16 protein-coding genes and 1 riboswitch are annotated in these 13,885 nt (G+C 55.6%); of the genes, 8 read left to right on the top strand and 8 right to left on the bottom strand.

From position 1 onward, the window contains the following. Window positions 1-76: 76 nt before the first annotated feature. Window positions 77-221: riboswitch (molybdenum cofactor riboswitch) on the top strand. The 7 genes from moaA (at window position 209) to ACS0RQ_RS19120 (ending at window position 4,476) form a co-directional block, all read left to right on the top strand. After that, window positions 209-1,198, top strand: a complete 990-nt coding sequence (moaA, locus tag ACS0RQ_RS19150; RefSeq protein WP_334633965.1) for a GTP 3',8-cyclase MoaA — start codon at window positions 209-211, stop codon at window positions 1,196-1,198. (Overlaps the previous riboswitch by 13 nt.) Window positions 1,199-1,219: 21 nt before the next feature. Beyond that, window positions 1,220-1,732 (top strand): molybdenum cofactor biosynthesis protein B, encoded by a 513-nt coding sequence (moaB, locus tag ACS0RQ_RS19145; protein ID WP_039077233.1) that lies wholly within the window; start codon window positions 1,220-1,222, stop codon window positions 1,730-1,732. Between the two features lie 3 nt (window positions 1,733-1,735). Then, complete coding sequence (gene moaC / locus ACS0RQ_RS19140; RefSeq protein ID WP_107222938.1) at window positions 1,736-2,221, top strand: cyclic pyranopterin monophosphate synthase MoaC; 486 nt, start codon at window positions 1,736-1,738, stop codon at window positions 2,219-2,221. Continuing rightward, on the top strand, window positions 2,214-2,459 hold the full coding sequence (gene moaD, locus ACS0RQ_RS19135) for a molybdopterin synthase sulfur carrier subunit (protein ID WP_071195596.1): 246 nt from the start codon (window positions 2,214-2,216) through the stop codon (window positions 2,457-2,459). The genes moaC and moaD overlap by 8 nt, the downstream gene beginning before the upstream one ends. A gap of 1 nt (window position 2,460) precedes the next feature. Further along, on the top strand, window positions 2,461-2,913 hold the full coding sequence (gene moaE, locus ACS0RQ_RS19130; RefSeq protein ID WP_039077230.1) for a molybdopterin synthase catalytic subunit MoaE: 453 nt from the start codon (window positions 2,461-2,463) through the stop codon (window positions 2,911-2,913). 58 nt (window positions 2,914-2,971) lie between these two features. Beyond that, the gene (locus ACS0RQ_RS19125; protein WP_271849858.1) at window positions 2,972-3,679 is read left to right on the top strand and encodes a Bax inhibitor-1/YccA family protein; all 708 of its coding nucleotides are present in this window, start codon (window positions 2,972-2,974) and stop codon (window positions 3,677-3,679) included. A 95-nt stretch (window positions 3,680-3,774) separates the two neighbouring features. Then, window positions 3,775-4,476 carry a Bax inhibitor-1/YccA family protein gene (locus ACS0RQ_RS19120; RefSeq protein ID WP_271849857.1) on the top strand — a complete coding sequence of 234 codons (702 nt, stop codon included), beginning with the start codon at window positions 3,775-3,777 and terminating at the stop codon, window positions 4,474-4,476. Here the strand turns inward: ACS0RQ_RS19120 and ACS0RQ_RS19115 are convergent, their stop codons facing one another. From ACS0RQ_RS19115 to ACS0RQ_RS19105, 3 genes are read right to left on the bottom strand one after another with little or no spacing between them, the layout of a single operon-like run. After that, window positions 4,477-5,442 carry a lysylphosphatidylglycerol synthase domain-containing protein gene (locus ACS0RQ_RS19115; RefSeq protein ID WP_271849856.1) on the bottom strand — a complete coding sequence of 322 codons (966 nt, stop codon included), beginning with the start codon at window positions 5,440-5,442 and terminating at the stop codon, window positions 4,477-4,479. It lies immediately after the preceding gene. Continuing rightward, window positions 5,442-6,686: a cardiolipin synthase ClsB gene (gene clsB, locus ACS0RQ_RS19110; RefSeq protein WP_271849855.1), complete on the bottom strand. Its 1,245-nt coding sequence runs from the start codon at window positions 6,684-6,686 to the stop codon at window positions 5,442-5,444. Before clsB ends, ACS0RQ_RS19115 begins: the two co-directional genes overlap by 1 nt. Then, window positions 6,683-7,444: an endonuclease/exonuclease/phosphatase family protein gene (locus tag ACS0RQ_RS19105; protein WP_071195601.1), complete on the bottom strand. Its 762-nt coding sequence runs from the start codon at window positions 7,442-7,444 to the stop codon at window positions 6,683-6,685. Before ACS0RQ_RS19105 ends, clsB begins: the two co-directional genes overlap by 4 nt. 132 nt (window positions 7,445-7,576) lie before the next feature. Here ACS0RQ_RS19105 and ACS0RQ_RS19100 point away from each other — a divergent pair, with 132 nt between their 5' ends. After that, window positions 7,577-7,975: a YbhQ family protein gene (locus tag ACS0RQ_RS19100; RefSeq protein WP_039077224.1), complete on the top strand. Its 399-nt coding sequence runs from the start codon at window positions 7,577-7,579 to the stop codon at window positions 7,973-7,975. Between the two features lie 18 nt (window positions 7,976-7,993). Here the strand turns inward: ACS0RQ_RS19100 and ACS0RQ_RS19095 are convergent, their stop codons facing one another. From ACS0RQ_RS19095 to cecR, 5 genes are read right to left on the bottom strand one after another with little or no spacing between them, the layout of a single operon-like run. Further along, window positions 7,994-9,100, bottom strand: a complete 1,107-nt coding sequence (locus ACS0RQ_RS19095) for an ABC transporter permease (RefSeq protein WP_271849854.1) — start codon at window positions 9,098-9,100, stop codon at window positions 7,994-7,996. A 9-nt stretch (window positions 9,101-9,109) separates the two neighbouring features. Then, window positions 9,110-10,240 carry an ABC transporter permease gene (locus tag ACS0RQ_RS19090; RefSeq protein ID WP_271849853.1) on the bottom strand — a complete coding sequence of 377 codons (1,131 nt, stop codon included), beginning with the start codon at window positions 10,238-10,240 and terminating at the stop codon, window positions 9,110-9,112. Beyond that, window positions 10,233-11,969 (bottom strand): ATP-binding cassette domain-containing protein, encoded by a 1,737-nt coding sequence (locus ACS0RQ_RS19085; protein ID WP_271849852.1) that lies wholly within the window; start codon window positions 11,967-11,969, stop codon window positions 10,233-10,235. Before ACS0RQ_RS19085 ends, ACS0RQ_RS19090 begins: the two co-directional genes overlap by 8 nt. Further along, entirely contained in the window at window positions 11,962-12,957 is a 996-nt protein-coding gene (hlyD, locus tag ACS0RQ_RS19080) for a secretion protein HlyD (protein WP_271849851.1), read from the bottom strand. Before hlyD ends, ACS0RQ_RS19085 begins: the two co-directional genes overlap by 8 nt. Next, complete coding sequence (gene cecR, locus ACS0RQ_RS19075; RefSeq protein ID WP_271849882.1) at window positions 12,954-13,628, bottom strand: transcriptional regulator CecR; 675 nt, start codon at window positions 13,626-13,628, stop codon at window positions 12,954-12,956. Before cecR ends, hlyD begins: the two co-directional genes overlap by 4 nt. Window positions 13,629-13,885 lie beyond the last annotated feature (257 nt).

Here is a 13,885-nt window from a genome sequence, read left to right as displayed (position 1 = left end):
GGGTTTATATAGCGATAATGATATTGGCGAAACAAAACGCTTCGCGCTACTATCGCCATAACGAATTTATCTCGTTACGCACAACATACACTCTAGCCTCTGTACCTACGTCTGACGATATGGTGCTTTGGCCGTGGCGATACCACCGGTATCAGCCGCCAGGGTGCAGGAAGAAATGACTGCATCTCCCGTATTTGGAAAGGTGTACATGGCCACACAACTGACTGACACGTTCGCGCGTAAGTTCTTTTACTTGCGTTTGTCGATCACTGATGTATGCAACTTCCGTTGCACTTACTGCCTGCCCAACGGCTACAAGCCAGGTGGCGTCACCAATAAAGGTTTTCTCAGCCTCGAGGAGATTCGTCGTGTTACGCGTGCGTTTTCTGCTATGGGGACAGAGAAAGTCCGTCTGACCGGTGGCGAACCTTCGTTGCGTCGCGACTTTACCGACATTATTGCTGCCGTGCGGGAAAACCACGCCATCCGCCAGATTGCCGTCACCACGAACGGCTATCGGCTGGTGCGCGATGTGGCGCACTGGCGTGATGCCGGGCTGACGGCGATTAACGTCAGCGTCGACAGTCTCGACGCGCGCCAGTTTTTCGCGATTACCGGTCAGGATAAGTTTAAGCAGGTGATGGACGGCATTGATGCTGCTTTTGCGGCAGGCTTTGAGAAGGTCAAAGTCAATACCGTGCTGATGCGCGATGTCAACCACCACCAGCTCGATACCTTTCTTTCCTGGATCAAACCTCGCCCCATTCAACTGCGTTTTATTGAACTGATGGAAACCGGCGAAGGCAGCGATCTCTTTCGAAAACACCATATCTCCGGCGATGTGCTGCGCGTCGAGCTGCTCAAACGCGGCTGGATCCAGAAGCTGCGCAGCCGCAGTGACGGTCCGGCACAGGTTTTTTGCCACCCGGACTATGCCGGAGAGATTGGTCTCATCATGCCCTATGAAAAAGACTTTTGCGCCAGTTGTAACCGGCTGCGGGTCTCTTCCGTCGGCAAGCTGCATTTATGCCTGTTTGGCGACGGGGGGGTAGACCTGCGCGATCTGCTGCAGGATGACCATCAGCAGGCCGCGCTGGAAGCGCGCATTGCCGCGTCCCTTGCGCATAAAAAACAGACCCATTTTCTGCATCAGGGCAACACCGGCATTACGCAAAATCTGTCTTACATTGGCGGATAATGGCCGCAAGGAGAAAAAGCAATGAGTCAGGTTAGTACTGAATTTATCCCTACCCGTATCGCGATTCTTACGGTTTCCAGCCGTCGTGGCGAAGAGGATGACACCTCAGGCCATTTCCTGCGCGACTCAGCGCTGGAGGCGGGGCATAAAGTGGTGGCGAAAGCGATTGTCAAAGAGAATCGCTATGCCATTCGGGCGCAGGTCTCTGTGTGGATTGCCAGCGATGACGTCCAGGTGGTGCTGATTAACGGCGGCACCGGTTTTACCGAGGGCGACCAGGCGCCGGAGGCCTTATTGCCGCTGTTTGACCGTGAAGTAGAAGGGTTTGGTGAGCTGTTCCGGATGCTCTCTTTCGAAGAGATAGGCACCTCTACGCTGCAATCACGTGCGCTGGCGGGGATCGCCAACAAAACGCTGATTTTCGCGATGCCGGGCTCCACCAAAGCCTGTCGCACCGCATGGGACAATATCATCGCGCCGCAACTCGATGCGCGCACGCGTCCGTGTAATTTTCACTCCCACATTAAGCCCTGAATTATGTCACAACTGACCCATATTAACGCCGACGGCGAAGCGCATATGGTGGATGTCTCCGCCAAAGCAGAAACCGTGCGGGAAGCGCGCGCCGAAGCGTTTGTCACCATGCAGCCACAAACGCTGGCGATGATTATTGACGGCAGCCATCACAAAGGTGATGTCTTTGCCACGGCGCGTATTGCGGGCATCCAGGCGGCAAAACGCACCTGGGATTTGATTCCGCTGTGTCACCCGCTGTTGCTTAGCAAAGTGGAAGTGCAATTACAGGCACAGCCGGAACATAACCGGGTTCGCATTGAGTCGCTGTGCCGTCTGACGGGCAAAACGGGCGTGGAAATGGAAGCGCTGACGGCGGCGTCGGTAGCCGCATTGACGATTTACGACATGTGCAAAGCCGTGCAGAAGGATATGGTCATTGGCCCGGTACGTCTGCTGGCGAAAAGCGGCGGTAAGTCAGGTGATTTCAAGGTAGAAGCAAATGATTAATGTACTTTTTTTCGCGCAGGTACGCGAGCTGACCGGGTGTGACCGGTTGACGCTGGACGAGATATTTCCGTCTGTGGAAGCGTTACGCCAACACCTTGCCGCGCGTAACGATCGTTGGGCGCTGGCGCTGGAAGAGGGCAAACTGCTGGCGGCGGTGAACCAGACGCTGGTGAGCTTTGACACTCCCCTTACCGATGGCGACGAAGTGGCGTTTTTTCCGCCGGTGACCGGAGGCTGAGATGGCGCAGACACGTATCGTGGTTGGCCACGCGCCGTTTAACGTCGGCGAAGAGTATCAGTGGCTGAATGCGCGGGATGAAGACGGCGCGGTAGTGACCTTTACCGGCAAAGTGCGTAACCATAACCTTGGCGATAATGTCAGCGCTCTGACGCTTGAACACTATCCGGGGATGACTGAAAAGACGCTGGCCGGAATTGTTGATGATGCGCGTGAGCGCTGGCCACTTGGTAACGTCACGGTGATTCATCGCGTGGGCGAACTCTGGCCTGGCGACGACATCGTCTTCGTCGGCGTGACCAGCGCACACCGCAGCAGCGCCTTTGAGGCAGGGCAGTTCATTATGGATTACCTTAAGACGCGTGCGCCGTTCTGGAAGCGCGAAGCCACGGCGCAGGGTGAGCGCTGGGTAGAGGCGCGCGATAGCGATAAACAGGCGGCGCAACGCTGGTAACGCTTTGTCGGGATTGTGTTAATCTTGAAGATGGGTATCCACTTTTTGAGGAGTCATTATGGACAGATTCCCGCGTTCCGATTCTATCGTTTCACCCGCCCGTGCTGGTTTGCAAACCTATATGGCGCAGGTCTATGGCTGGATGACCTGTGGGCTACTGCTGACCGCTTTTATCGCCTGGTATACGGTATTTAATGAAGCCGTATTAATGGCTATCTACTCCAGCCGGGTGGTCTTCTTCGGGCTGATTATTGCGCAACTGGCGCTGGTTTTTGTGCTCTCTGGCCTGATCCACAAACTCAGCGCGGGCATGGCGACCACGCTGTTTATGCTCTATTCCGCCCTGACCGGGCTGACGCTTTCGGGCATCCTGTATGCCTACACCGCGGAGTCTATTGCGGCGACCTTTGTCGTTACCGCCGGGATGTTCGGCGCGATGAGCCTCTACGGCTATACCACCAAACGCGACCTGAGCGGTCTTGGCAGTATGCTGTTTATGGGGCTAATCGGTATCCTTCTGGCTTCCCTGGTTAACTTCTGGCTGAAAAGTGAAACGTTGATGTGGGCGGTGACCTATATCGGGGTGGTTATTTTTGTCGGGTTGACCGCGTATGACACTCAGAAACTCAAAGACATCGGCATGCAGCTTGATGTGAATGATAAAGCGCATCTGCGGAAATATTCGATTTTAGGGGCGTTAACGCTCTATCTCGACTTTATCAACCTGTTCCTGATGCTGTTGCGTATCTTCGGCAACCGTCGTTAATGTTATCCCGGCCGGGGTACGTCAGATAGCCAGTGAAAAGCATAAGCCGCACCGGGACATAACCGGGTGCGGCTTGTTCACCTCATGGAGAAGAGATGAAACCTTTTGGTTGGCTTTCGCCGCCGCATATTAAGCCCACGGAACTTATCGTTAATATCTGCCTGTGGCTGGCTGCGGGCATGGTGCTGGGTATCGGTGTTGCCTGGCTGGCGCTGCATCTTCCCGTTATACGGGCGTGGTTTATTCCCGGACCTGCCATCCTGGTGATGATTGCCGCCTTATTTATCAGCGGCCTTCTCCTCTACTGCCTCTTTGAGCGCTTTAGTACGCCGCTGGCGCTGTCCTGGCTCATCTTGATGAACCTGCTGACGGGGCTACTTTTCGCCTGCATCTTCTCCTGGACGGGAATCGCCTTAGCGCTGGGTGTAACCGGCGCGATGTTCGCCATCAGCGCGGTTATCGCCCACTATGCGGGCAGCAATATCAGCGGCGGTGGCTATTATTTGTTGATGTTGCTAGTGGGGCTTAGCCTGACGGCGCTGGTTAATATCGGGCTGCACAATGGCCCATTGGAATGGATTGGCTGTCTGGCGATGGTATTGCTGTTTGGATTAACAACGGCGGGCAGCAGTTCACGGATTCAGATATCCGCCCGCGAACTCTATATGAAACAATTTACCACGGTACAGGCCTGCGCCATCCATGGCGCATTGCGGGTCTGGCTGAATATTGCCAGTCTCGTGTTTGAACTGCTACGTCTGGCAAGCTATGTGATTGATGGCATACGCTCCCGCTAATCAGCCTTTTGCCATCGCCTTTTCATTTTTCGCCCGCAGTTTCTTCGCCCGACTTTCCAGTAGCAGATAGGCAATCAGCGCCAGCAGTAGCGGGATAAAATAATAGAGTACGCGGTAGGCCAGCAGGGCCGCGATGATAACCCCTTGTGACATATGTTCCCCGGCCAGCAGTGCCAGAAAGACGGCTTCCAGCACGCCAATCCCCGCCGGGATATGGACAATCACGCCAGCGATACTGCTGACCAGCAACACGCCCAGCACAAAGAAGAAGTTGGCCTGGTGCCCCATCAGCAGCCAGATAATCACCCCCATAGCTATCCAGTTGGCGCTGGAAATGGCCATCTGGGCAAGGGCAAATCTCCACGAGGGGATCACTAACTTCTGTCCTCTAATCGTGAAATGGCGACGTTTCGCAAAGCCGCAGGCCCACAGATAGAAGGCGATAAAGAGCAGCAGCACCACGCCAATAATGCGCAGTGTGGTGTCGGAGATATACCAGTGCGCCGGGATGTCCACCACACCGAAGGTGAAGATGATGCCGCCGAGTAAAATATAACCCAGCCAGTTGGTGGTGATGCTGAGCGAGAAAATGCGCGTGATGGTGCTGCTGGGTAATCCAAGGCGGGAATAGAGACGATAACGCATGCCGATCCCACCCACCCAGGTGCTGAGCGTCAGGTTAAAGGCATAACAGATAAACGACACCAGCATTACCTGGCGTTTAGCCAGTTTATGTCCGCAATAGGCGCGACCGAGCAGGTCGTAGCAGCCATAAATCAAATAGCTGACCACGACCAGCGCGGTAGCACCCAACAGTACGATGCGGTTATAGTCGTGAATAACCTTCCAGACATCATCCCAGTTGACCTTCTGGGCATACAGCACTAACAGGACGGCAACGGCGATAAAAAAGAGCCAGGTGAGAACCTTTTTTACCAGCCGCCAGCGTGGATGTGATTTCGCCATCAGGATTTCCCCCCGGAATTTTCAGAAGCGACGCGATCCTGAGTCTCTATTTCCGGCTGGATGGGGGGCTTCACCTGGGCCAGCCTTGGCGTATGTGCGGGCAGCCAGCCAACGAGTGCAGGAAAATGGCGCAGGAAGTGGAACACCACCACACTCTTGGCGAGATTCCACCAGGTCCGCTTAGGTGCCATTGATTCGTCCACACGCAGGCAATCTTTGGCGATAATCGCGTTGAGGTTGTCGCGCAGCGTCTGGTTGAATTCCCGATCATGAATGATCAGATTGGCTTCAAGGTTCAGCGACAGACTTAACGGGTCAAGGTTGCTCGACCCGACGGTAGCCCAGTGATCGTCCATTAACGCCACTTTGCCATGCAGTGGGCGACGGCGATATTCGTAGACCTGAACGCCCCCTTTCAAAAGATAGTTATAGAGCAGTTCGGCGCCGACTTTGACGATCGGCATATCCGGCTCGCCTTGTACGATGAGCTTCACTCGTACGCCCCGGCGCGCCGCGTTTTTCATTGCATGCAGCAGGCGGTAGCCGGGAAAGAAGTAGGCATTGGCGATAATCACTTCGCGCTTCGCATTGGCGAGCATTTTCAGGTAGTGGCGTTCGATGTCATCACGGTGATCGTCATTGTCGCGCCAGACAAACAGCGCCTGAGCTTCACCGGGCGTGCGGTTATCCTCCGCCTGGTGGCGACGTCGTTGCCACCAGCGTCTGACTGGCGCGTTTTCAGGCAAATTTTCCACTTCAAATTGCAAAATGTCGGCCACCACCGGGCCTTCAACCCGCACGGCATAGTCCTGCTTGGCTTCGGGGCCATAGCTGGTGACATGTTCAGCGGAATAATTAATGCCGCCAACAAACGCCACCGTGTTATCGATTACCACGATTTTACGGTGCATGCGGCGAAAGACATTGGTCCGCATACCAAACAGCCGGGGACGGGGATCGTAGTAGCGGAAGACGACGCCAGCAGAGGTGAGCGTATTGACGAACTCATCGCTGAGGTCGGGGGAGCCATAGCCGTCGAGCAAAACTTCGATGTTCACGCCGCGACGGGCTGCTTTGAGTAAAACAGCATGCAACTCACGCCCTACTTCATCTTCAAACCAGATAAAGGTTTCGAGGATAACTTTCTGCTGTGCCTGCTCAATAGCGGCATACACCGCCGGGTAAAAGTTTTCGCCATTTTCGAGAAGCTCAATACGATTACCCTCTTTCCATGTGCATTTCATAGGTGGATCTCCGCACTCAGAGGGGCATGGTCGGATAAATGGCGCCAGTTGCGCAGCGGCAGTGCTGTGGGCGAGCTGACGCCAGCATTTTTGACATAGATACGGTCCAGGCGTAACAGCGGCAGGCTGACCGGAAAGGTGCGGGCAGGGCGGCCATGGGCGCGGGTAAAGATCTCTTCCAGCCCGGCCTGGACTTTTAACGGATGGTTCGCCCGCTGCCGCCAGTCGTTAAAGTCGCCAGCCACCACCACCGGTTCATTTTCCGGCAGCGAATTTACCCATTCCGCCAGCATCGTGAGCTGTGCCTGGCGATGGGCTTCACGTAAGCCCAGGTGCACACAAATCACATGCACCGGCCGCTCAATATCAGGCGGCACGATACGACAATAGAGCAGGCCGCGTTTTTCACTGCCGCCCACGGAGACGTCGCGGTTCTCATAGTGCTCGATAGGAAAACGGGAAAGCACGGCGTTACCGTGGTGGCCTTCAGGGTAGACAGCATTACGCCCATAGGCGTAATCGCTCCACATAGCATCAGCAAGAAATTCGTAGTGGGTGGTATCCGGCCAGTTCTCCACATGCAGCGGATGAACCTCATGCGCGCCCATCACTTCTTGCAGGCAAACAATATCGGCGCTGACGGTGCGCACCGCGTCGCGAAGTTCCGGCAAAATGAAACGCCGGTTGAAGGCAGTAAAGCCTTTATGGGTATTTATGGTGAGTACTTTCAATGAAAATTGACGAGTTTGTTGGGTCATAATTCTCCTGCCAGCCTCACTATCCTGATGAAAATAAATTGTAGTCTCTGTCACAAAAAGATGCGGGGTTACGGAATTTTCTGTAAATATCAGTACTCTTTGTTAAGAGAAAAATTCGTCAGGAGAGATGCCATGAAGTGGCAACAACGTGTTCGTGTCGCAACCGGTCTGAGTTGCTGGCAGATTATGTTGCATATGCTGGTTGTGGCGGTGTTAGTAACAGCCTGGATGAGCGGCGCGCTGGTGCGGGTCGGCCTGGGTCTGTGCGTCCTTTATAGCGTAACGGTGCTGTTGATGCTGTTTTTGCAGCGCCACCACGAAGAGCGCTGGCGAGGCATTGGCGATGTTCTGGAAGAGTTGACCACCACCTGGTATTTCGGGGTCGCCATGATCGTGCTGTGGCTGCTGTCACGCGTCATGCAAAACAACCTGCTGCTTGCCCTGGTCGGGCTGGTTATCCTCGCAGGCCCAGCGGTGGTCTCCCTGCTGGCAAAAGAGAAGCGTATCCCGTCCAAATCCTTCAAAGTTTAAGGTGCGAGAGGCGTAAGGTTACATCACCTTACGCCGGAACATCGCATAGGCCGCTGAACCCGTGGTGGCCGTTATCACCAGTAGCGGCCACACGCTTTGCCAGACAATCGCGAAGCTCGCATCCTTCAAATAGATCTGCTTGGTAATGTCCGTAAAATGGCGGATAGGATTAATCCATGTCAGATCCTGCAGCCAGACCGGCATATTCTCGACCGGCGACACATATCCCGAAAGCAGAATAGCGGGCATCATAAAGACAAACACCCCAATAAACGCCTGCTGCTGTGTTGAGCACAGGGATGAGATCAGCAGGCCAAACCCTACCAGCGACAAGCCGTAAATCAGCATCGTGAAATAGAACAGCAGTAGCGATCCGGCAAAGGGGATTTTATAGGCAAGGATCCCGGCGAGCAGCACGATGGTGGCCTGGAACGTCGCCACCACCAGCGCAGGTACCGCTTTGCCGACAAAAATTTGCCAGGTCGCCAGCGGTGAGACCAGCAGTTGATCCAGCGTACCCTGTTCCCGTTCACGGGCAACCGAGAGTGAGGTAACGATCATCACGCCAATGGTGGTGATCATGGCGATAAGCGATGGCACCACGAACCATTTGTAATCGAGGTTTGGGTTGTACCAGTTGCGGATCACCAGTTCGCTGTTGTTCGGTTTCGTTTTCCCCTCTATCAGCTCCTGTTGATACTCTTTAACGATCGCTTGCAGGTAATTGGCGGCAATCTGCGCGCTGTTAGAGTTTCGTCCGTCGAGAATAAGCTGTAGCGGTGCCTGGGTGAAGGTATCCAGCTTGCGGGAAAAGTCAGCCGGAAAACGCACCAGTAGCAGCGCTTTTTGCTCGTCGATTGTCGGGCGAATCTCCTGCGGGCTTTTCAGCATCAGCACATGGGTGAACGCTTTTGCCCTGGCAAAGCGCTGGGTCAGCTCTACCGCATGTTTGCCGTTATCTTCGTTATAGACGGCAATGGTGGCGTTAGTGACCTCCAGCGTCGCGGCAAACGGGAACAGCAACACCTGGATGACAACCGGCAGAATCAAAATGGCGCGGGTCTGCGGTTCGCGCAGCAGCGACTGCAACTCTTTGCGAATCAGTGTCCATAAGCGATGAAACATGGTGCCTCCCTAATCCAGCCGCCGTTTGGTTTTCACCCACGTCAGGCCAATAAACATGATTGCCGAAGCCAGCAAAAACAGCACATTGATGACCAGTACCACCGGGATATTGCCTGCCAGAAACAGGCTTTGCAGGGTACTGACGAAGTAGCGCGCCGGAATAATGTAGGTCACCGCCCGAATCACCGCAGGCATACTGTCAATCTGGAAGATAAACCCGGACAACATGATCGACGGCAAAAAGGCGGCGTTAAGCGCCACCTGCGCGGCATTGAACTGATTGCGCGTAATAGTCGAAATCAGTAACCCCATCCCCAAAGTGCTGAGCAGAAACAGGCTGGTGATAAAAAACAGGATCACCAGAGAACCGCGATACGGCACCCCGAGAATAAATACCGACACCAGCATACACAGCAACATCGCCAGCATTCCGAGGAAGTAGTAGGGGATAAGCTTGCAGAGCAGGAGTTCGGTACGGGTAACTTCGGTAGAGAGCAGCGCCTCCATGGTGCCACGCTCCCATTCGCGCGCCACCACCAGCGAGGTGAGGATCGCGCCGATCACTGTCATGATGATGGTGACCGCGCCGGGGATAATAAAATGCTGGCTGATGGCGGCGGGGTTAAACCAGTAGCGCATCTGCAAGTCAATCAGCGGTTCGAAACTTTCGCCGCGATCGTCGGCCCGCTGTTGTTGCCAGACCTGCCAGATCCCCTGTACATAGCCCTGAACGAAGTTGGCGGTATTGGGTTCGCTGCCATCGGTGATTACTTGTAGCGGGGCATCTTCACCGGGGCGCGCCATCTGTTCGGCAAAATTCACCGGAATGACCACCAGCCCGCGAATACGCCCGGCCTGCATCATCTGAATGAGCTGCTGGCGATTATCGCTGACCGTCGTGTCAAACCACGGAGAGCCGGTCATCGTATGGGCGAAGTCCAGCGCCTCTTCGCTGTGCTGCTCCAGTAAAATGCCCACGCGCAGCTTGCTGGAGTCCAGGTTTATGCCGTAGCCGAAAATAAACAGCAGCATTAACGGGATCACCACCGCAATCAGCCAGCTACTGGGATCGCGCACAATCTGGCGCGTCTCTTTGACGCAGAGCGCGCGCACGCGACGCAGGGAGAGAGGGCTATGCATCGTGATGCTCCTTATCCCAGTTATGGATGAGCGTGATAAAGGCATGCTCCATCGTCGGGTCGGTGTGCTCTGCATCGGCCGTTTGCGCTTTCAGGGCATCCGGCGTGCCGCTGGCGATAAGTTTACCGCGATAGACCAGCCCGATGCGGTCGCAATATTCGGCTTCGTCCATAAAGTGGGTGGTGACCATGACCGTTACCCCTTTCTCCACCATGCTGTTAATGTGCAGCCAGAACTCGCGGCGGGTCAGCGGGTCGACGCCGGATGTCGGTTCATCGAGGAACAGAATGTCCGGCTCATGCATCAGCGCGCAGGCCAGCGCCAGGCGTTGCTTAAAGCCCAGCGGCAGGGCGTCGGTTGCCTGATTGGCTATCGCCTTAAGGCCAAACGCGTCCACCATCCGTGTGATTTTATCCTGCTGCGCCCGTCCCCGCAGGCCGTAGACGCCGGAGAAAAAGCGCAGGTTTTGCGCCACCGTCAGGTTGCCGTAAAGGGAGAATTTTTGCGCCATATAGCCAAGATGCTGGCGTGCCTGGCCGGAGCTGGTTTTTAAATCCATATTCAGTACCAGCGCTTTGCCGGAGGTGGGGACCAGCAACCCGCACATCATCTTGAAGGTGGTGGATTTCCCCGCGCCATTCGGCCCGAGCAGGCCGAAAATCTCGCCGCGCTTGACGGCGAAATCGACGTGGTCGGTGGCGGCGAAATCGCCAAATTTTTTCGTCAGTTGCCGGGCTTCGATCACTGTCTCATCCGGCGTACCTTCCACGGTATGCAGAATGGCCCCCAGCGGCGACTGGGTGAACGCGGCGCCGCCCAGCAGGTCGATAAACGCGTCTTCAAAGCGCGGCGCGGTCTCTTCGATGTCTAACCGGGTCAGTGACGATGCGCTGCGCAGGGCGTCCACCGTTGAGTCTTTCGCCAGAATCACCCGCACCGAACGCCCCTGAATCATCCCGTCGCTGACCTGCGGCAGTTTCAGCAGGCGTTGCAATAACTGGCGGTTGTTTTCCTGTGGGCTGCTGGCGAGAAAACTGCGCCCGGCCATGGTTTGCGTCAGCGCGCGCGGTTCGCCCTGATAAAGCAATTCCCCTTCGTTCATCAGCAGCACATCGCGGCACTGCTCGGCCTCATCCAGATAAGAGGTGCTCCATAAAATCAGCATGCCGTCCCCGGCGAGGGTATGCACCATCTGCCACAGTTCACGGCGTGATATCGGGTCCACGCCGACACCGGGTTCGTCCAGCAACAGCACTTTCGGTTGCCCGACCAGGGTGCAGGCAAGCCCCAGTTTCTGTTTCATACCGCCGGACAACTTGCCCGCCAGCCGCCCGGTAAAAGGGGCGAGGGCGGTGAATTCAAGCAGTCGGGCAAAGGTCTCCTCGCGCTGTTCCCCGGTGACGCTGCGCAGATCGGCATACAGGTTGAGGTTTTCTATCACCGTAAGATCTTCATACAGGCCGAATTTTTGCGGCATGTAACCGAGCGAGGCATGCAATTCGCTGTTGTTGGCGATGGGGTCCAGGCCAATAACCTCCGCGCTGCCTTCATCGGGTTTCATCAGTCCGGCGAGCATGCGCATCAGCGTGGTTTTCCCCGCGCCATCCGGGCCAACCAGCCCCGTGACGTATCCGGCTTTCACGGTGCAGTCCAGACGGGCGACGGCGGGTTTCTCCATCCCGGCGAAGCGCTTGACCAGGCCGTTCAGACGGATGGTTGCCTCACTCATTCCGTGCTCCATTGTCGAAGCTCACGGTAACCGGCATCCCCTGGCGCAGAGCGTCATCGGCGTCGGTGACGATAATGCGCAGCCGATAGACCAAATCGGTACGCAAGTCCGGCGTTTCCACGGTTTTCGGGGTGAATTCCGCCGTCGGGGAAACAAAGCCAATTTTGCCGTGGTAAGGCTTATTGGGGCGGCCATCAACGTACAACAATACCGTCTGACCGGGCTGGGCCTGATGCAAATTGACTTCACTGATGTAGGCGCGAACCCAAACCGGGCGGGTCAGGGAGAGCGTCAGAACGGTACTCCCGGCATTTAACATGCTACCCGGCTCCACGGCGCGGGTGAGCAGAGTACCATTAGAGGGCGACACCAGTTGGGTATCCTGCAAATCCAGCTGTGATTGCGCCAGTTGCGCCTGTGCCTGCTCAAGGCTGGCTTTGGCCTGGGCTATCTCCTGCGGGCGGTTACCGGTACGGTACTGGCTGAGTTTATCCTTCGCCGATTTCAGTGTGGCTTGCGCCTGGTCACGGGAGGAACGCGCATTTTCCAGGTCGTTGGCGGAAATGGTGCGGCTTTTCCACAGCCCCTGCTGGCGCTGATAAAAGTTTTGCGCGTAATCGTAGGCCGCCTGCGCCTGATTGACCGCCGCCGCCGCCTGGGCAATCTCTTCATCGCGATAGCCTGCGGTGACCAGATCGTATTTTGCCTTCGCCGTCGAGACATTGGCTTGTGCCTGCATAAGGGCATTCCCGTAAGGGGCTTTGTCGATTTCGCCAAGCTTCTGCCCGGCGGTTATCGCATCCCCTTCATCCACCGTAAGTGAAGCGAGACGTCCGCCGACCCGGAAACTGAGGTTCACGGTGCGAATATCCACATTCCCGTAAAGCGTGAGGGTGGCTGCCTGTCGGCTTTGATACCACATCCAGCCCCCGCCAAGCGCGGCGAGTACGATAACGACAATCAACACGATGACGACAGGCTTTTTCATAACCCGGAACTCCTTGTTAATCCCTGAAGGATAAGATCGATATGGCACGTGATGACCTGGCAAATCAGGTCGGCTTTCTCATCGTCGAATTGCGCCCATCCGGTGCGCAGTAAAATGGTTTCCCGACCCAGGCGGAAGGCGAGGATCTCGCCGATCAGCGCATGGGTGTGCAAAATGGTTTGCGTATCGTTGGCTTCTCTGCCGGTGTAAGCCGCAATCAGCCGGGTAAGATGGCTATGCAACGGGGCGATCACCTGGTCATGGATTAACTGGTAGGCGCGGGTAGGGGAGAGCTGTTCGCGCGAGATAAATTTACTCAGATTAAGCGTGTCATCGTGGGTGAGCAGCATAATCATGTTCTTGCAGGCGCGATGAATCAGTTCACGTATCGCCTCTTTATCGGGTTCCGCGTGGGTAAACAGGATTTCGGCGGCTTCGGCGTGGGGGCGAAAATTTGCGCCAATAAAATCGGCGATCCACTGGGCGCAGGCGAGATACAGATCCTCTTTTGAACCGAAGTAGTAGGGGATCGCGGCAATATTCTGCCCGGCCAGCGCAGCGATATCGCGCGTGGTGGCATGCAACCCGTATTCGCCAAACTGCGCGAGGGCAGCGGCAATCAACTGGTTTCTGGCCTGCTCACCTTTACTGGTCGTCGAGTTCATATTCATCGGTGGAATAAAGTTAATCAATCGATTGATTAACTTTATGGCTAATTTTTCGCCGTGTCCAGTCGGGTGTTATCACTCTCTTACCGCTAAAAATAGCGTGTCGTTCCCCAGGCCCCGGGCCATCCGGGTTGGGAAAATCGGAGAAATATTTCTTCAATGATTAGCAGAGCGATATTTTATGCGCTGTGTCACAAAAGCTGTTACACTCCGCCCCTTCATGACATTGTGGTTTTTGTCATCTGTCATATTATTATCTC

The sequence above is a fragment of the Phytobacter diazotrophicus genome, from assembly GCF_052061655.1.
GTDB lineage: Bacteria > Pseudomonadota > Gammaproteobacteria > Enterobacterales > Enterobacteriaceae > Phytobacter > Phytobacter diazotrophicus.
Note: the sequence above shows the minus strand (reverse complement) of the source record. Positions and strands in the feature narration are given on the sequence as shown.